General features: G+C 59.8%; 11 protein-coding genes and 1 pseudogene. 6 read left to right on the forward strand and 6 right to left on the reverse strand.

Annotated elements, in window-relative coordinates; all coding sequences use genetic code 11:
- Positions 1 to 90 precede the first annotated feature (90 nt).
- From KGB07_RS17880 to KGB07_RS17895, 4 genes are all read left to right on the forward strand, one after another.
- A complete protein-coding gene (locus tag KGB07_RS17880; RefSeq protein WP_046043801.1) occupies positions 91 to 639 on the forward strand; it encodes a fimbrial protein in 549 nt (182 codons plus the stop codon).
- A gap of 95 nt (positions 640 to 734) precedes the next feature.
- Entirely contained in the window at positions 735 to 1,490 is a 756-nt protein-coding gene (locus KGB07_RS17885; RefSeq protein ID WP_223466103.1) for a molecular chaperone, read from the forward strand.
- Positions 1,491 to 1,508: 18 nt separating this feature from the next.
- Positions 1,509 to 4,022, forward strand: coding sequence for a fimbria/pilus outer membrane usher protein (locus KGB07_RS17890; protein WP_223466104.1), 2,514 nt, complete (start codon positions 1,509 to 1,511; stop codon positions 4,020 to 4,022).
- Positions 4,023 to 4,095: 73 nt separating this feature from the next.
- Entirely contained in the window at positions 4,096 to 5,190 is a 1,095-nt protein-coding gene (locus tag KGB07_RS17895) for a fimbrial protein (protein ID WP_223466105.1), read from the forward strand.
- 43 nt (positions 5,191 to 5,233) lie between these two features.
- Here the strand turns inward: KGB07_RS17895 and KGB07_RS17900 are convergent, their stop codons facing one another.
- From KGB07_RS17900 to KGB07_RS17915, 4 genes are all read right to left on the reverse strand, one after another.
- On the reverse strand, positions 5,234 to 6,715 hold the full coding sequence (locus tag KGB07_RS17900) for a hypothetical protein (RefSeq protein ID WP_046043806.1): 1,482 nt from the start codon (positions 6,713 to 6,715) through the stop codon (positions 5,234 to 5,236).
- 152 nt (positions 6,716 to 6,867) lie between these two features.
- Positions 6,868 to 9,075: an autotransporter outer membrane beta-barrel domain-containing protein gene (locus KGB07_RS17905; RefSeq protein WP_223466106.1), complete on the reverse strand. Its 2,208-nt coding sequence runs from the start codon at positions 9,073 to 9,075 to the stop codon at positions 6,868 to 6,870.
- A gap of 235 nt (positions 9,076 to 9,310) precedes the next feature.
- Positions 9,311 to 11,266 carry a hypothetical protein gene (locus KGB07_RS17910; RefSeq protein ID WP_046043809.1) on the reverse strand — a complete coding sequence of 652 codons (1,956 nt, stop codon included), beginning with the start codon at positions 11,264 to 11,266 and terminating at the stop codon, positions 9,311 to 9,313.
- A 262-nt stretch (positions 11,267 to 11,528) separates the two neighbouring features.
- On the reverse strand, positions 11,529 to 12,716 hold the full coding sequence (locus KGB07_RS17915) for a pyridoxal phosphate-dependent aminotransferase (protein WP_223466107.1): 1,188 nt from the start codon (positions 12,714 to 12,716) through the stop codon (positions 11,529 to 11,531).
- 350 nt (positions 12,717 to 13,066) lie between these two features.
- Here KGB07_RS17915 and KGB07_RS17920 point away from each other — a divergent pair.
- Positions 13,067 to 13,294, forward strand: a pseudogene (locus KGB07_RS17920) (DUF6124 family protein); the annotation flags it as partial.
- Between the two features lie 124 nt (positions 13,295 to 13,418).
- Here KGB07_RS17920 and KGB07_RS17925 read toward each other — a convergent pair.
- Together KGB07_RS17925 and KGB07_RS17930 are read right to left on the reverse strand one after the other, a co-directional pair.
- Complete coding sequence (locus tag KGB07_RS17925) at positions 13,419 to 14,555, reverse strand: glycerate kinase (RefSeq protein WP_046043812.1); 1,137 nt, start codon at positions 14,553 to 14,555, stop codon at positions 13,419 to 13,421.
- 229 nt (positions 14,556 to 14,784) lie between these two features.
- Positions 14,785 to 15,906, reverse strand: a complete 1,122-nt coding sequence (locus tag KGB07_RS17930; protein WP_046043813.1) for a sugar diacid recognition domain-containing protein — start codon at positions 15,904 to 15,906, stop codon at positions 14,785 to 14,787.
- A 170-nt stretch (positions 15,907 to 16,076) separates the two neighbouring features.
- Between KGB07_RS17930 and KGB07_RS17935 the strand changes: the two genes are divergently transcribed.
- Positions 16,077 to 17,387 (forward strand): MFS transporter, encoded by a 1,311-nt coding sequence (locus tag KGB07_RS17935; RefSeq protein WP_223466108.1) that lies wholly within the window; start codon positions 16,077 to 16,079, stop codon positions 17,385 to 17,387.
- Positions 17,388 to 17,486: the final 99 nt, after the last annotated feature.

The following is a 17,486-nucleotide window of genomic DNA, read 5'->3' on the forward strand; positions in this document are numbered from 1 at the left end:
CCCCCAACTTACCCCTCGCTAAACAGTGCAACAACGGCGGCGTCTCGACCTTTAGAACGCCGGCACTGTGTCAATAAAAGGACTAATATTTTGAAAAAGTCGCTACTCGCACTTTCCCTCGGCCTGGCTGCAGGCGTGGCCGGCACTTCGGCATTCGCCAATACCGGCACCATCAACTTCGAGGGCCAGATCACCTCCGGTTCCTGCCCGATTGAAGTCGTCAACCCGGCGGACAACTCCATTGGCAACCAGGTAAAAATGGGCAGTGTTGCAGCCAGCCGTTTTACCGCGACCGGTCAGGAACACGGGGGCAAGAGCTTTGCGCTGCGCGTGCCGGACAATTCAGGCTGCAACATCACCGCGAACAGCAAGGCTAGCGTGAAGTTCAACGGCACCCCCGACCCTAGCGGCAGTTACTTTGCCTTGACCCCCACCCCAGACGCTGCCAAGGACGTGGTGATCGCTCTCAAGGATAGAAGCGGCACTCCACTGGTTCCGGGCACCTCATCACCCGATTACGACCTGAACGATTCCGGCCCGACCGACCTGCTGTTCTACGCAACCTACCGCTCGACAGCGACGACAGTGACGGCCGGTAGGGCTTCGGCCGACGTGCAGTTCGTCGTCGACATCAACTAATCCCCGCCCCCTGCCCTCCTTTGCCACCCACATCGCCAGGGAGGGCACCAAGCGCTGTCCAGCAGTCGCTTACACCTGAAAAAAGGTAATGAACCATGTTCGGTTTGATCAAGCAGGCGGCCGCTTCCCGGCCTGCCCTTGGCGTCTGCATGTCTGCAATCATGCTGGCGACCAGCATTCCCGCCGCCCAGGCCGCCTTGACACTCAGCGGCACGCGTGTGGTGTTTGAGAGCAACAAACGCAATACGTCATTGATAGTCGCCAACCCCAGCAAACGGATATACGCCGTGCAAACCTGGGTCAACACCGCCGCCGATGATGCAACCACGGCGGTGCCGTTCATGCCTTCCCCACCCTTGTTCCGGCTCAACCCCGGCAAGGAGCAACAAGTCCAGATCAATGGCCTGCCGAACGATCTGCCGACAGATCGGGAATCCTTGTTTTACTTCAATGTTCAGGAAATTCCGCAGGCCAATCCAGAGGCGGGCAATGTCCTGAACATCGCCCTGCGCACCCGAATCAAGCTGTTTTATCGCCCAAGCCAGCTCAAGGACAACCCCATGGCCCGGCTCAAGGACCTGCAGTGGTCCATCCGTCAGGCCGACGGTAAAACGCAGCTGGAGTTGTTCAATCCGACCCCCTTCCACGTGACGTTTGCCCGCCTTGCCGTCAAGGGTATTGACCACAGCCAACTTGTCGAGAAAGCCGAAATGGTGGCGCCACTGTCGCGGCAGACCTTTGTGTTGTCGGGATCAGTGCCTTCGAAGGGCCTGCAGGTCGAGTTCTCGGCCATCAACGATTTCGGCGGTAGTTCCGCACAGCTGAACCTGCCCGTTCAGATTACCCCTTGAGACAGTGCGCCCCCGACCATGACCATCCCCCTATCCTTTGAGTGCCGACGCACACCGCGGCTGCACCTTGTTCACGTGCTTGTGGTGGGTTACAGCGGCGCCACGCTCGCTGAGCCGAGGCTCGCACAGGCAGCCCCCCCTGTTGAATTTCAATCAAGCTTCATGCGCCAGAGCCCGGATCATGCAAGCAGTGCGGGCCAGCAAGCGCTACAGATCCTGGCTCAAACACACGATCTGGGACCGGGGCGCTATCTGGTCGAGATACAAGTCAACCTGTCGTACTTCGGCCAACGAGAAATCGAGTTCATCCTCAGCCCCCGGGGCAATCAACTGACGCCCTGCCTGAGCGCCGAATTGCTGGGTCAGATGGGTGTACGACTCGACAGCATCGCCGAACCCGAGCGACTGACAACCCGGTGCGTCGATCTACAGGCAATGATCCCCGGCGCCGAAATCGACTTTGATGGCAGTCAGCTGTTACTGGCAATTTCCATCCCGCATATCGCCATGCGCCGTGATGTGCACGGTCAGATCGATCCGGAACGCTGGGACCATGGCATCAACGCGGCGTTTGTCAGCTACCAGGCGACGGCGCAGCAAGGCACCAACCGTTATCGCGGCCGGCAAAACTCCGATGATCTGTATCTCAACAGCGGCATCAATCTTGGACCCTGGCGTTTGCGCAGTAACCAATCGTTGCGCCAGAACGACGACGGCAAGCGTGAATGGGCCCGTGCCTATGCCTATGCGCAACGCGACCTGCCCGGCACCCACGCCAACCTGACACTGGGCGAAACCTTCACCAGCGGCGACGTATTCAGAAGCCTGCCCATCAAGGGCGCGTTGATCGGTTCGGACATGGGCATGCTGCCGGATGTCCTGCAAGGGTACGCACCGGTGATCCGCGGCGTCGCACAAACACGTGCCAAACTTGAAGTTTTCCAGAACGGATATCCCATCTACACCACCTATGTCAGCCCCGGCCCATATGAAATCGATGACCTGAGTACCAATGGCGGAAGTGGCGAACTGGAGATCGTACTGACAGAGGCCGATGGTCAGGTCAGGCGCTTTACCCAATCCTTTGCCAGCGTCGGTAATCTGCTGCGCGAGGGCGTTTGGCGTTATAGCACAGCCCTGGGTCGCTACAACGGCGCGCAGAATCTCGAGCAGCCACTGCTCTGGCAAGGCACCCTGGCCATGGGAACGGGGTGGCACTCGACGTTGTATGGCGGCCTGATGGCCAGCGATTTCTACCGGGCCGGGACTGTTGGTGCAGCCCGGGATCTGGGTAGGTTCGGCGCCCTGTCTCTGGACCTCACGCACTCCAGTGCCGATATCGATACGCTGGATTCGCCACAGGTCCAAGGCATGAGTTATGCGCTGAAATACGGCAAGTCCTTCGCCTCCAACACCAATCTGCGTTTTGCCGGCTACCGCTACTCTACCGAAGGCTATCGGGACTTCGATGAAGCCGTGCGCCAGCGAAGCCATGACTCCCATTGGTACGGCAGCCGCCGCAGCCGGCTGGAAGCCTCGATCTACCAGAGCATCGGCGCCAGCAGTGCCTTGAGCCTGACGCTGTCACAGCAGGACTATTGGCAAAGCAGCCAAACACAGCGGCAATACCAACTCAACGCCAGTACCCAGTTCCAAGGCGTCGGTTTGAACCTGTTCGCGTCACAATCGCTCAACTCGTCCAGGGGCAACGACCGGCAGGTCGGCTTGAGCGTCACGATGCCGCTGGATTTCGGCCACTCGGCCAATGCAACGTTCGACGCCCAGAAAAATGGCGAACATTTTGCCCAGCGCGCCAGCCTCAGCGGCAGCACCGACCAAAACCGCCTCAATTACCAGGCATCGGTCAGCCATGAGGACAGTGGGCAATCGGCAGCACTGTCGCTCGGTTATCAGGCCCCCTTCGGCAGCCTTGGCGCCGGCCTGACCCAAGGCCAGGACTACCGTAACGTTTCACTCAATGCCAGCGGCGCGTTACTGCTGCATGCCGATGGTGTCGAGGCCGGGCCTTATCTGGGCGAGACTACCGCATTGGTGGAGGTACCCGGCATTGCCGGTGTCGGCGTATTGAATGCCGTCGGCGTCAAGACCAATGAACGCGGCTATGCCCTCGCGCCGCACCTGCGTCCCTATCGGAACAATCAACTGGTACTGCAAACCGATCAGTTGGGCCCCGAAGTAGAAATCGATAACGGCACCACTCAGGTCGTGCCAAGGCGCGGCGCCGTGGTCAAGGCCTCCTTCCCCGCGCGGACCGTCACCCGTCTGCTCATCACCGGGCGAACCGTCAGTGGTCAAACATTGCCGTTCGGCGCACAGCTGGCCGATGAAAAAGGCACGGTCATCGGCATGGTGGGTCAGGCGGGCCAGGTCTTGCTCTCGACCAGCGCCGAGCCCCAAGTGGTGAATGTGAGCTGGGGCGAGCACGTTGAACCTCAATGTCAATTGCACATCGACCCCCAGCAAATGGATCAGGCGCAAGGCTATCGAATGCAGGAGTTGACATGTCGCTGACCACTGCAAAATCGAAATACACGCCACGGGCCAAGCCCCTGACTGCCTGCCTGCCCCACTCGGGAGAAACAATATGAAACGTTCCTTACACTGTTTGACCGGGCTGCTGGGGCTCGCGGCCGGGTGCCAGGTGCATCTTGCCGCAGCGGCTAACAATACCTGCGAATGGGGCGCCAACGGGAGCGGGACAATGACGTTCATCCAGGACCTTGGAAGCGTTTACATCCCCCGGGATGCCCCTGTCGGCAGCATTATCGGCAGCCGACGGTTCAAGCGAACCGACAACAATGAAAGGCGCAACATTATGTGTGATAACGATGGCAGTGTTCGCCTGACCTTCAACGCACAAACCAGCGTGCCTCCTGTTCAGGGCCTGCCTTCCGGAAGCGGTACATACGGAGCGGTGCACACGCTGTTGCCCACCAACATTCCAGGGGTCGGAGCCAGATTTGAACTGGGATTCCCGTTCAATGGCAGTGCAACGAATGCATTCACCCCTGACACGGGAGATTCCACGGTTCCCTTCAGCGCCCACCATCAGCGTCCAATGGGAACAGCGCAGCTGAACTTCGCCAACCTTGAAAGCTACATCACGCTGATCAAGACGGGGCCCATTGCCCCTGGCCCACAAACACTGACCGGACAGGAACTGTTTAGCGGCGCCTTATCGGGTATCCCGGGCAAGAGCTTTCGGGTCGGACTGAGCGGCACGGTCATCCAGGCTCATTGCGGCAGCAACAAAGTCAGTGCCGACCCGGTACAGTTGGGAGACTGGAACCTTGCCGACTTTTCCGGCCCTGGTCATGTCACGAGCGCTGTTGCGTTCAACATCACCTTGAGTGCTTGCGTCGCGGACGACACCAACACCAACATCGCCACCGCCAATCTCCGCTTCGAGGGTAGCGGCGGGTCATCACCTGTCATCCCGGCAATTCCCGGCGTTTTCAGCCTGACTCCGGCGTCCGGTGCCAAAGGCATCGGTATTCAACTGCTCAGAGGGGACAGGTCGACACCCGTGGAGCTCAACACGGAAGTCCCGATACAGCAAATCACCACCGGTGACACCGTACTCGACTTTGCCGCGCGTTTTTACCAGATAGAGTCAAGAGCGAACGTCAAGCCGGGCGACGCCAAAGGTGCCTTGAACTTCACGCTGACCTACAAATAGCGCGCACCCGGCCCCGTTGATACGGGGCCCTGACTGCTGACGGCTAGTCAACTAAGGTCAATTGCAGCAGGGGAAAATTGGGCGCTGCCAAAGGCGGCCATGTTTGTCCGCCATCAAAGCTCAGATAGACCTTGCCCGTTAAAGGCGCATTGCGCCGCAGCGTATTGAGGAATGCCTTGGGGACTCTGATATCGGTACTGAAACCAATCCCGCCTACGACTTCCTGCGCCGTGATCGCACGTTTCCTGATCGCTTCGAACACCAGATCCCCCGATGTGCCGACTCCCGTCATGGTGATCATGATCCATTGATCCGTTGTGATTAAACTCCATTTAGCCAGCGTCAACCGGGCCCCCACGGGTGCAACCGCGCTATAACGCAGGTTGCCACCGGTCAGCCCGTCACATCGCACAGCCTCGAAGCGATTGCTCGGGATGGTTTGAACCTGAAGCTGGCGGCGGAAGGAAAAATGCTCCCCGTCCTGCTCGTCAATTACGCGGTATTGCACTGATAAGGTCTTGCCGATGTGAGCGGCCACTGCCTGCATGTCGACCTGATAGCGGCGCTGTCCCGGAGAGATGGGCTGCTCAATCCGACGTGCACCCAGGGTTCCGGGCTCACCCCACTGCACCCACATTCGTTCGCCTGGATAAATCACCGCGTCTACCGGGATTTCCACCACCGCACCTGTCGTAGCCAGCAATGGATCCAGCGTCTGTTGCTCTCCCGCGCCCGACGCTTTCTCAACGGTAGGCCATGGCAGGTTACGAGGTATCGGGGTCGCGGCAACGTCCAGCTCAACAGGATCGGAAGGCGGTCGACTCACGTTACCTGCACGGTCGGACACCTCGTACCAGGCATAACGCAGGCCGTCCTTGCGATCCCGTATCAATTGGCCCTCGATGGTGACTACCACGGGCAGCTCGTAGTTTTTTTCATCAAGTTCAATGACCCCCCCCTTATTCAGGTTGCCCCGGGTTTCCCCCCAATACCAGGTGATGCAGTCCCAGGGACGCGGCGTTGTATAAACAGGCAGGTCCACCTTTACCTCATCGTTGTTTTGTTCAAGGTAGCGAGCGGTGAGCGTGTTGGGCGGGAGTACGGCAGAAGGAAAAACAAATGCACTGGATGGATTGAGCAATGGCCCGTTTTTATCAACGGTGATCACGAGTGGATCCGACTCATGAGGCGTCCCACTCCAGATCGTCACGATATAGCGAAGTTCGTGTACACCCGAGGGGAGCTTGTCTTCGCTGATGGCAACAAAAAGATCGCTGGGGGGGATGGGTGCGGTCCACTCCTTGCGGCCGATTTCAACGTCATTGAGGAGGATCTGGACTGACTCCGGATCCCCCACGGACGGTTGCGAGTTTTCCCATGGATCGAAGCACACCTTGAGTGGATTGTTCGGGTCACTCCAGGCCGTTCGGTGCAACAGATTGGTTTCCCCGCCCACGACATTGCTCAAGGGAGCAGGGACTGTGGTCGGTGGCGGCAGCGGCACAACGGTTTGCTCTGATGACATGGATATCTCCTGCGCCGAGTGCCGAACGCTGGAGACTCGCAGAGTCAAAGAGCCCCGAGCGCAATCAACACTCAGCTCCGTTTTCGGGAGCGCCGAGTGCCGTCATCAATGACGGCACTCGGCAGTAATGGCTGGCTACTTCAGAGGTTCAATTACCAGCTGTAACGCGCACCAACGTTGAAACCCCAAGGCTGCTCGATTTTGTCGCCGTTGCTGTAATCAAAATCGGCGTGCACCGAGACCTTGTCGGTCAGGGTCATGGCGACCCCCGCTCCCAGCTCACCACGGGAGCCCGAAAGATCGGTTTTAAACGGGTTGTTGTTGACCTCGACATCGTTGTTCTCGGCGAACTCATGCACATAAGCCGCCCGCAGGTACGGTTGCACGACTTTGCCTTCACCCAGATTGAAATTGCGTCCGGCTGTGGCACCGACCTTGCCGAGCAAGGAGCGCGCGCGATCACCCTCGGCGGACATGCCGTTGTCCAGGTTGTAACTGGCACCCTTGACGACTACACCCGAAAGCTGGGTAAAAGGCTCGACAAAGTAATCGTCGGCCAACTTGATATGCCGGCCGAATTCGAGCGACGCACCGACGCCATTGTTGTTGTAATCACCTTTGGCTTTTGTGCCGTCGCTGAGTCGTACGTCGGACTCATTCTGGAAGCGGTTGAACTTGAGCACGCCGTCGAAATAGTACCCGCTCGGCTCATCCAGCCAGGTGGTGTAGGCACCCAGATAGTAGCTATCAACCGTGCCACTGGAGCCACGGGCCATGTTCAGGTCGGACTTGCTGTAACCACCCAGCAGCCCCACCAACCACTGCCCGTCACCCAACGGCAAGGGAGCATCGGCACCGAACGACAACCCCTGCTGGGTTTGCTGGTAGGCCACACCAGAACTGGCGCTGACATCGAACTTGTTGCCATAGGCCCGAATCCATCCACCGGCCTTGCCGTTGTCCATGCGTACTTCGCCCATGCGACTGCGCAAAGTGCTCAGTTCACCGTACCAGACAGTAGGCGCGGCATTGAACAGCGCCATCACCGATTGAGTACCCGGGCTGATGGTTTTTGTAGCCGTATTCAGAAACCAGTCGTTGTCGCCCTGCTTGATCAGGTCGTAGGAAAACGCACCAAGGTCGACAGCACCGCCGGCCAGTTTGAACGTCGCATCCCCCGAGCCGATATGGACGACTGCGGTCGATGCCGGAGCCTGCGGTTCAGTGCCGCTGCTGTCGAGCGCTATCACATGGTTGCCGCTGGCGTTGCCGGTGACCGTAAGGGTATCGACCTGGCCGGTGGTGAAGTCGTGGTGCATGTAAAACGTACCGCCCTCCCCCGACAACGTTCCCACAGAGAGCTTGAAGAATTCCCCAGGGTTGCCGAACTGCACCCCGCCGCCATTCAAGGCCAGGTTTTCAACACTGCCATCGCCGACCATTATCCATCGGGCATCGCTGTTGACCGCCAGGTTCTGCACGTTTTCCAGGCGTCCGGTCAGGGTGGCGAAGTTTTCCAGGGTTACATTGGCGGTGCTGCTGCCATCGGCAACGATATCGCCCACCAGATGACTGTTACCTACACGCAGATTGCCTTCGGCGCCCCTGACGACTTCCATCAATACGCCATTGCTGCCCGTCAGGGTCGAGCCATCGAGTACGGCGATATTGGCCGATACGGTCCCAGTGCTCAGCGGGTCGACAATAATGGCCGAGCCGTCACGCCCGATGACGTGAGAGCCTCTGAGATTCAGCGTGCCGGGGGCATCAATCGCCGGATCGAAATTGATTTGAACACCGTTCTTGGCACCGACAATGGTGCTGTCATTGGCATTGACCGTACCATTGAACAAACGCAAGCCCGCTGCGCTGCCCCCCGTCACCGTACTGCCGGTCAGTGTCAGTGTGCTCATGGCATTGACCGTCGCTCCGTTTTGCCCACCGGAGATGGTGCTGCTGTTCACTTGCACGACAGAGCCTCTGGTGTTGGCGGCATCGTGACTGAGTACCAGGCCGATCCGGTCGCTGCTGATAGCGCTGCCGGTAATGGTGGCGGTGCCTGCATCCAGATGAATGCCATTGTTGGTTCCAGTGCCCTGCACTTGACTGCCGGTCAGGTTCAAGTTGGAACCACTGCTGACTCTAATATCTTGTGTCCGGGCGCCGTTGGCATTCAACGTGGCGGCGTTGATCAATCGATAACTGTCGAACGCAGCGCTGCCATCGATGCCGAGCGTTGTTGCATTGACCGTGCGAGTCGCTGATACAGCGTGCTCGCCGAGTAACATCAGCGGAGCGAAGGACAACAGTTTCAAGATTTGAGACAGGGGGCTCAAGGTGAACAAACGCGTGCCAGCCATAACAGGCTCCATGATTTCTGGACGAAGAAAGCCCGGATCAGCCCTACAGGCTGTGATGATCCGAACTACAAAGACGACGCAGAATATCCAGTAACAACTGATTGAAATGCGGGAGTATCCTTAAGATCCTGTAGGATTTTTTACCACCGGTTTCGACGCCCATCGCCGAATCAAAGCGATGGGTCCGTGCCCCATGACACGGATCACCGAGGGTTTGCTCCTGCCTGTTTTCACTTCACGGAATGACACAAGTTCCCGATCCCGCCGAGAGCACCACCCGCGTGTCTGATGCTGGCGATGGCACGGGTACGCTGTCGACAACAAGGGTGTAAATCACTTCGCCCTTGCCTTCCTGATCAGTGGGGCCTCCCCAGGTCGGTAACAGGTGCGTGTCATAGGGCTCGATCAGCCACATCAAGCCGTTGGCTTCCTGCTCGGCCGTGACAGGACCAAGCGTTGCGGTCTTGCCGGCTCCCGGCACGGGTTGAGGGTTGGCATATGTGGTGTAGGCTTTCCACTCCACGCTCACCATCATCCCTTCCTTGAGATAGTCGCTGGCTGGAATAAGGTATTGGAAGCCCATCTTGCCGCCTTCTGTATGCAGCGATCGACAGGTCAATCTGCCGTTGATGAGATGTTGTGGCTGGGCAACCGGCAAGTTCACCGTCAGAAACTCGATTCCAACCTCGGTTGGGTCCTTTGGCTCTTGAGGGTTGGCGATGGCAGGATTGGACAGGGAGTACGTCACCGGCATTTTCGGATTGTTGCCTTGCCGGCGGATCACGTCCCAATCCAGTTCGATTCGAATCTCGTCGCCGGCGGTATCGTTGGCGATATTAATCACATAGGGGGCGCCGATTGGAACACCATTCCACAGCACCTGATATTTGTCGCCATCGGCAATTGGATCGACCAGTTCGATCACCGCTTCGATGAGCTCGTCCTCATCACTGGCAACCAATTTGTTGGCAACGTTTGATTTACCAAACACATCCAGCGGCAGCAGCAACGGGTTGCCAGGCCACGGATCGGGATTGCCAGGGCCTGTGGTTTCGAAATTGACCATCACCGTGCCGGACGCACCACCCAGTTCGAGTATGCCGCGGTACAACTTGTATTCAATGGGGGTGGAAACAGCTCCGGTCGCGGCGCCGTACTGGTCACGCATGTGTACCCAGCTCACACCGATACTGATGGTATTACCTGGGCTAGAACCGACCGGCGTCTTATAATCCAACGCTACCCCATTCCAGATGATCTCGACCTCATCGGTGCTCTTCGCATGCAGAATGCTGGCGAACTCGACGTGAACACCCTGAAGCGCGTCGTTTCGATCGACATAACCTTTGGGGACCGCTTCCGGCACACTCGGTGCGGGGTAGGGCGTTGGCGGAAGGGTGCCTAGCGCAACGGGGATCAAGTCATACAACGAAATCCTGCTGCGGTTACCCGCCTTGTCGAAAATGGTATAGCCACCACAGAACCCACCGTCACCCAGTGAGCGAATGAGCGCAACCGGGAACTTCACCTTTCGGTCCGGCCCCAACTCGACCACGGCAATCGGAACAATATCGTTCGGGTCTTCGGGTAGCCGGTCCTTCATCCAGGCAAAGGCCACCCTGTCGCCTTGCGCAGCCCCGGCCCAGACGGGGATGGTGCCATCAACGTCCGTCAACCCGGCAAGTTTGTCCTCAGTAAAGGGCGGTGCAATTGAAAATGTAATCTTGTCAGGTGCCGCTGTACCGTTGGGCGGGGTCTTGTCGATAAAGACCGGTACATCTACCGACCAGGCAGACGTCCCGACCCAGTTCACATGCTCGTAGCGGATATTGAATGCCCCCTCGTTTTCAGGCTTCAACAAAAATGCAGCCGGGAGGGTGATCGGCAAAGGGAAAGTCGACGTACCGTGGGTGTAGGTGACAGTTGCAACATCTTCGTATTCATCACTGCCAGGCCGCGCAATCTGGAGTATCACGCTTTCAATTTCACCGTCATCAGTTGGTAGCGTTGCCCAGGCTTTAATCTCCAGTCCGATTCCGGCATCCAGTGACGCCCGAGGGAACAGGCCTGGCGGGTTTCCGGGCATCGTTACAGTACTGACATCCGGCTCGTCGAACGCCAATGGGCCATTGCGCCCGGGTACACGTTGACTCCATGCGGCTAATGATTGCTTGCTGTCTTGACTCGCCATGACATCGTTCTCCCATGAACAACACTTCGACCCTTGCGCACGCAATGGCCACCAAGCCTGTCTGGCAGATCGAGACATCGGGTAAGCACAACACTGTCCCTTCGCTCTGCTCGGTAACTGGACCTTGAGCGAATTAAACGGCAGTTTTTTACAACGCGATACTGTCAAAGTTGACAGGTACCCGCGCTTTTTTTTGCACGATGCAGTGCGTTTAAACGAGATTGAAACGGGCAATGGGACGCTCAAGCCGAAGTAAAAAAACTCAGGCCCGCCGCCCTTCAAGCATGTTCGTTACACACATCACGATACGTCGGCAGGCATCCGCCAGCTTCGGCCGGTCCACCACCAGGCCGATGCGAATATGCCCGGCCGCACTTGGCCCGAAGGCCTCCCCGGCCAGCACCGACACGCCATAGCCGTCCAGCAGTCGCTCGGCAAAATGCTGGGCCGACAACCCGGTCTGGCGCACGTCGACCATCACGAACATGCCGCCATCGGGGCGAATCGCCCGGATGCCAGGGCACAGATCCAGGCTGGCGCACACCAGGTCGCGACGCTGGCGATATTCCTCTCGCATCTGCGCCACGTGCGGCAGGTTTTCATCCAGCGCCAATTGCGCGGCGTTCTGGATGAAATCCGGAATGCCGAACAACATGCACAACGACAGATTCACCAAATGTTCACACAGGGAATGCGGCCCGATCACCCAACCCACCCGCCAACCACTCATGGCATGGGATTTCGACAGGCTGTTGATGGTCGCCGTGCGCTCGGCCATGCCCGGCAAACTCGCGGGGCTGATGTGTTCGCCCTCGAACAGCAACTCGCTGTACACCTCGTCGCTGATCAACCACAGGTCGTGGCGAATGCACAATGCGGCCAGCGCTTTCCAGGTCGTCAGCGGCAGGTTGGCGCCGGAGGGGTTGTTCGGACTGTTGAGCAACATCGCGCGGGTGTTCGGTGTGATCAGTGCCGCGACATCCGCCGGATCGACCCGAAAGCCATTCTGCGAACGCACCGGCACCGGCACCACTTTCGCCCCGCAGGCACCGAACACGCCCTCGTAGGTCACGTACATAGGTTCGGCGACGAGCACTTCGTCCCCCGGATCGAGCAGGCATTGCACGACCGAATACACCGCGCACTGCGCCCCGGGGAAGACGATCACGTGCTGCGCATCCACTGCCTGGCCACTGCGCTGGCGATGATGCCGGGCGATGCTGTCGCGCAAACCCTGGCTGCCGCGCACCGCCGGGTAGTGAGTGTCGCCGGCCAGCAAGCTGTTGATGGCCGCCTGCACGATGGGTTGTGGGGTGTCGAAGTCCGGGTCGCCGATCGACAGCAGCAAGACATCGACACCCTGCTCGCGCAGCGCCAGCGCTCGATCGTGAATCTGCCAGGCCGCCGCTCCGTCACCGGCGATTCGTTGGGTCAAGGCTGAGTAGCGCATGGCGTTCTCCTGTCGCGCGTATTCCTGGCGACAACCCTATCTCAAATCGCGCAATACGGCACCTTGCCAGCACTTGTTTAATGGTGTTTAAGGTTACTTCATGAAAGCCACAGGACCTTGCGCCATTGCCTACGCTTACGCCAGAATCCGCCGGCTTGTGCGCCTGGGGGGCCATCGGTAACTTGATTCGCGTCACTGCTCATCAGTGATCGGGTTTAGTCGCCCGGCTAAGGTAAAGCGGTCGCACAAGCATCATCAGTCAGGTTTTTGCCTGCGCTTGATGGTAGCTGTGCGCTTGGCGTCCTCGGGCGCGCCGGTTTTGCTTTCCTTGCCGGTCGACTAACTTGCGCACAGCTGCCACCCCCGGTTCACTGTTTACCGTGAACCCTGAAGTGACGACCGAAACCCTGGTGGTTTACCTGGTGGAAACGCTGGCGTCAGTCGACGTGATGGTCCATCAGTTGGTGGATCATCTGGATGGGGGATCGCGCAATGCGCTGCTGGGGATTTCCAACAGCGTGATGCTGGCGGAGATCACGGCGAACCGGGTGCTGGATCAGATTGACCCGCCTGAGTAGGAATGGATGAACCTGTAGGAGCGAGCCTGCTCGCGATAGCGGACTGTCAGTCAACATCAATGCTGACTGATACACCGCCATCGCGAGCAGGCTCACTCCTACAGGTTTTGTGGTGTTCAAACGTTTACCGGCTGGCCACCCGCCAGACCCGCGCCACATCGGTCGCCCGCTCACGCAGCAAACGCGGCGCCTCGGCGCAGGCCTGCTCAAGGGTCATCGGCCCGCTCGCCAGGGCAAACGCAGCGTCGATGCCATGCTCGTACAGTGCCTGATAGCCCTCGCCCAACGTACCGGCGATGACGATGACCGGCACGCCGTGTTCCCGGGCGACCCGCGCCACACCAAAGGGCGTCTTGCCGCGCAGGGTTTGCGCATCGAAACGCCCTTCACCGGTGATCACCAGGTCGGCGCCTGCAACGGCGTCGGCCAGGCCCACGAGTTCGGCTACCACTTCAACGCCCGCCTTGAATTGCGCACCGAGGAACGCCTTGGCAGCAAACCCCAGGCCGCCCGCCGCGCCACTGCCCGGCTCGTCGCGCACGTCCTTGTTCAAGGCTTGCGCGCAATGGTCGGCAAAGTGCCCCAGGGCGCGGTCCAGTTGCTCGACCTGCACGGGCGAGGCGCCTTTTTGCGGGCCGAAGATCGCCGAGGCACCGTGGGGGCCGCACAGAGGATTGTTGACGTCGGCGGCGATGTCGAAGCGCACCTGGGCCAGGCGCGGATCAATCTCGCCCAGGTCAACACGGGCCAACTGCGTTAGGGCGAGGCCGCCCGGTGACAGCGTCTGCCCCTGGAAGTCGAGGAGTTTCACGCCCAAGGCCTGCATGGCACCGGCGCCGCCGTCATTGGTCGCGCTGCCGCCAATCGCCAGGATCACCCGTTGTGCACCGGCATCCAGTGCGGCGCGGATCAATTGCCCGGTCCCGAAGGTGCTGCTGATGCACGCATCCCGTTGCGCCACCGGGACCAATTGCAAACCGCTGGCCTCGGCCATTTCGATGATCGCGGTGTGGCTCTGGGGCAACCAGCCCCAGGCTGCATTCACCGTAGCCCCTAAAGGCCCGCGCACCTCATTGCGGCGCAGTTCGCCATCGCACGCCGCCAGGATCGACTCGACAGTCCCTTCCCCGCCGTCGGCCATCGGGCATTTGATCAATTGGGCATCAGGCCAGACCTGGGCCAATCCCAATGCAATGGCATCGGCCACGCCTTGGGCGCTGAGGCTGTCCTTGAACGAGTCGGGGGCGATCACGATTTTCATGGGAATTCTCCAGTTCCAATGCCCACATGCTGCCAGCCGCCATGAACAATAACGCCGGGCCGCTGCACAAGCGGTGTTGAGGATTATTGTTCATTTCCACAAAGCCCGTGGAGGAACGCATTCCCTGTAGGAGCGAGCCTGCTCGCGATGGCGGAGTGTCAGCGACATCAATGCTGACTGATACGCCGCCATCGCGAGCAGGCTCACTCCTACAGGGGCATTGCCTGGCTCACAGGCTAGTGTCTGTCTGGGGCAGCAATTGCACACCCAGATACAACGCCAGCATGCCGTCCAGCCGCAACGGATCAACCCCGCTCAGCTCGGCAATCCGTTCCATGCGATAGCGCAGGCTGTTGCGGTGGATGCCCAGTGCATCGGCGCAGGCCTGGCTCTGGCCATCGTGTTCGCACCAGCTGCGCAGGGTTGCCAACAGCTGACCGTTGTTGTCCTTGGCAATAACCTTGCGCAGCGGATTGAGCAATTCGTCGAGGGCGTCGTCGTTGCGGTGGCGCCACAGCATCACCGGCAGCCGATAGCGATTGAGCGTCAGCAATCGGGAGCGCGGCAACACTTCGCGCCCGTAGGCCAGCAAGTCACCGACCCGGCGATAGCAGCGACGCAAGCCCGAAAGGCCATCGGCCTGCCCACCCACGGCAATGCGCAGGATGTTCCAGCCCAGGCCGTCGAGCTTGTCCAGCAAGCGCTCGTTCTCCACCGTCTGGCTCGCCGGCCGGCACCAGAGCAACGAGGTCTTGGCCGAGCTCACGCACCAACTGTCGGGGTGACGGCTCGTCAACCAGGCGCTGAGTGCCTCGACGGTTTGCCCCGGAGCGTGCTCCAGGCCCAGTTCGAACAGGTACGGCACCCGGGTCATCTGGGGCTTGAGGCCCAACTGCTGCGCTTCATCGACCAGTCGCGGAGCATCCCCGGCTTCGCTGAGCAACAACGCCAGCAGGTCATCGCAGCGCTGGCGCCGCCATTGCTGTTCGGCCTGCTGATTGCGCTGGCCCACCAGCATTTCGGCGGTCATGCGCACCAGCTCGGCGTAGGTGCGCAGTTGCTCGGGTTCGCCAGTGATACCCAGTACGCCGATCAGGCGCTGATCGAGCATCAGCGGCAGGTTGATGCCCGGCTGCACGCCCTTGAGATGAATCGCCGTCTGCGCATCGATCTCCACCACCCGGCCATTGGCCAAGACCAGTTGCGCGCCTTCATGCCGGGTGTTGACCCGCTCCGGCTCGCCGCTGCCCAGGATCAAGCCCTGGCTGTCCATGACATTGACGTTGTACGGCAGGATGGCCATCGCCCGGTCGACGATGTCCTGGGCCAGGTCGTGATCGAGTTCGAACATGCAAGTGATCCTTGAAGACAGTGATGGAACGGGTTGTTCACCCGCACAGGCCTTGGTTGCAAACCCTGTGCTCAGGCACAAAGACAGCCACCCTGAGGGTGGTCGAGACTCTGGGGGCGATCAACGTTACCCTTTGCATCGCAAAAAATCATAATAAAGAGAGAGCCGCCATGACACAGAGCGCCGTAGCGTCCGACGCCATCGCTGACGACAAAAACGCCGTCTACAAGCGCATCACCCTGCGCTTGATCCCCTTCATTTTCATCTGCTACCTGTTCAACTACCTCGACCGGGTGAACGTTGGGTTTGCCAAACTGCAGATGCTCGACGCGCTGAAGTTCAGCGAGACCGTGTACGGCCTCGGCGCCGGCATCTTCTTTATCGGTTACGTGCTGTGCGGCGTGCCAAGCAACCTGGCGTTGACCAAATTCGGCCCACGGCGCTGGATCGCGCTGATGATGATTACCTGGGGAAGCCTGTCGACCTGCCTGCTGTTCGTCACCACGCCGACCGAGTTCTATACCCTGCGCCTGTTCACCGGCGCGGCCGAAGCCGGGTTCTTCCCGGGCGTGGTGTTGTATCTCTCGCAGTGGTTCCCGACCTTCCGCCGTGGCCGCATCATGGCCTTGTTCATGTCGGCGATCCCGGTCTCCGGCCTGCTCGGCAGCCCGTTCTCCGGCTGGATTCTCAACCACTTCGGCACAGGCCAGGGTGGTCTCGCTGGCTGGCAGTGGATGTTCCTCCTGCAAGGCATTCCCACCGTCATCCTCGGTGCGCTGGCTTACTTCCTGCTCAGCGACAGCTATGCGAACGCCAAGTGGCTGACCCCGTTCGAGCGCTCGGTGCTGGAAGCCGACCACGCCGAAGATCTGGCGAACAAGCCGAAAACCACGACCGATTCGCTGCTGGCGGTGTTCAAGAACCCGGCGATCTGGGCTTTCGGCCTGATCTACTTCTGCATCCAGAGTGGCGTGTACGCAATCAACTTCTGGTTGCCATCGATCATCAAGAACCTGGGCTTCAGCGATAACCTGGTGATCGGCTGGCTCAGTGCGATTCCGTACCTGCTGGCTGCGGTGTTCATGCTGATGGTGGGCCGTTCGGCGGACCTGCGCCAGGAACGTCGTTGGCATTTGGTGGTGCCGATGCTGATGGGGGCACTGGGTCTGCTGATCGCGGTGAACTTCGCCGCCAACCCGGCCATCGCGATTCTCGGCCTGACCATCGCCACCATGGGCGCCCTCACCGGCCTGCCGATGTTCTGGCCGGTGCCGACCGCCCTGCTCAGTGCCGGCGCCGCGGCTGGCGGCCTGGCGCTGATCAACTCGATGGGGCAGATGGCCGGCTTCCTCAGCCCGTACCTGGTGGGTTGGGTCAAGGACAGCACCGGTTCGACCGATGCGGCGTTGTACCTGTTGGCGGGTGTGATTGTCTGCGGCAGTCTGTTGGCACTGCGCATGACCCGTACGCTGCGCGCCTGATCACCACCCACTTCCCCTGTAGGAGCGAGCCTGCTCGCGATAGCGGTTTCACAGTCAACATGGATGTTGGCTGATACTCCGTCATCGCGAGCAGGCTCA

The sequence above is a fragment of the Pseudomonas sp. GL-RE-26 genome (genome assembly GCF_019956275.1).
Taxonomy (GTDB): Bacteria; Pseudomonadota; Gammaproteobacteria; order Pseudomonadales; family Pseudomonadaceae; genus Aquipseudomonas; species Aquipseudomonas grandcourensis.

What these genes read in the sequence shown, in the direction of transcription:
- KGB07_RS17910 (WP_046043809.1), bottom strand. Translation starts at nt 11,266, where the DNA reads ATGGCGAGTCAAGACAGCAAGCAATCATTAGCCGCATGGAGTCAACGT.
- KGB07_RS17930 (WP_046043813.1), bottom strand. Translation starts at nt 15,906, where the DNA reads ATGTTCGAACTCGATCACGACCTGGCCCAGGACATCGTCGACCGGGCG.
- KGB07_RS17935 (WP_223466108.1), top strand. Translation starts at nt 16,077, where the DNA reads ATGACACAGAGCGCCGTAGCGTCCGACGCCATCGCTGACGACAAAAAC.
- KGB07_RS17915 (WP_223466107.1), bottom strand. Translation starts at nt 12,716, where the DNA reads ATGCGCTACTCAGCCTTGACCCAACGAATCGCCGGTGACGGAGCGGCG.
- KGB07_RS17905 (WP_223466106.1), bottom strand. Translation starts at nt 9,075, where the DNA reads ATGGCTGGCACGCGTTTGTTCACCTTGAGCCCCCTGTCTCAAATCTTG.
- KGB07_RS17900 (WP_046043806.1), bottom strand. Translation starts at nt 6,715, where the DNA reads ATGTCATCAGAGCAAACCGTTGTGCCGCTGCCGCCACCGACCACAGTC.
- KGB07_RS17890 (WP_223466104.1), top strand. Translation starts at nt 1,509, where the DNA reads ATGACCATCCCCCTATCCTTTGAGTGCCGACGCACACCGCGGCTGCAC.
- KGB07_RS17925 (WP_046043812.1), bottom strand. Translation starts at nt 14,555, where the DNA reads ATGAAAATCGTGATCGCCCCCGACTCGTTCAAGGACAGCCTCAGCGCC.
- KGB07_RS17895 (WP_223466105.1), top strand. Translation starts at nt 4,096, where the DNA reads ATGAAACGTTCCTTACACTGTTTGACCGGGCTGCTGGGGCTCGCGGCC.
- KGB07_RS17885 (WP_223466103.1), top strand. Translation starts at nt 735, where the DNA reads ATGTTCGGTTTGATCAAGCAGGCGGCCGCTTCCCGGCCTGCCCTTGGC.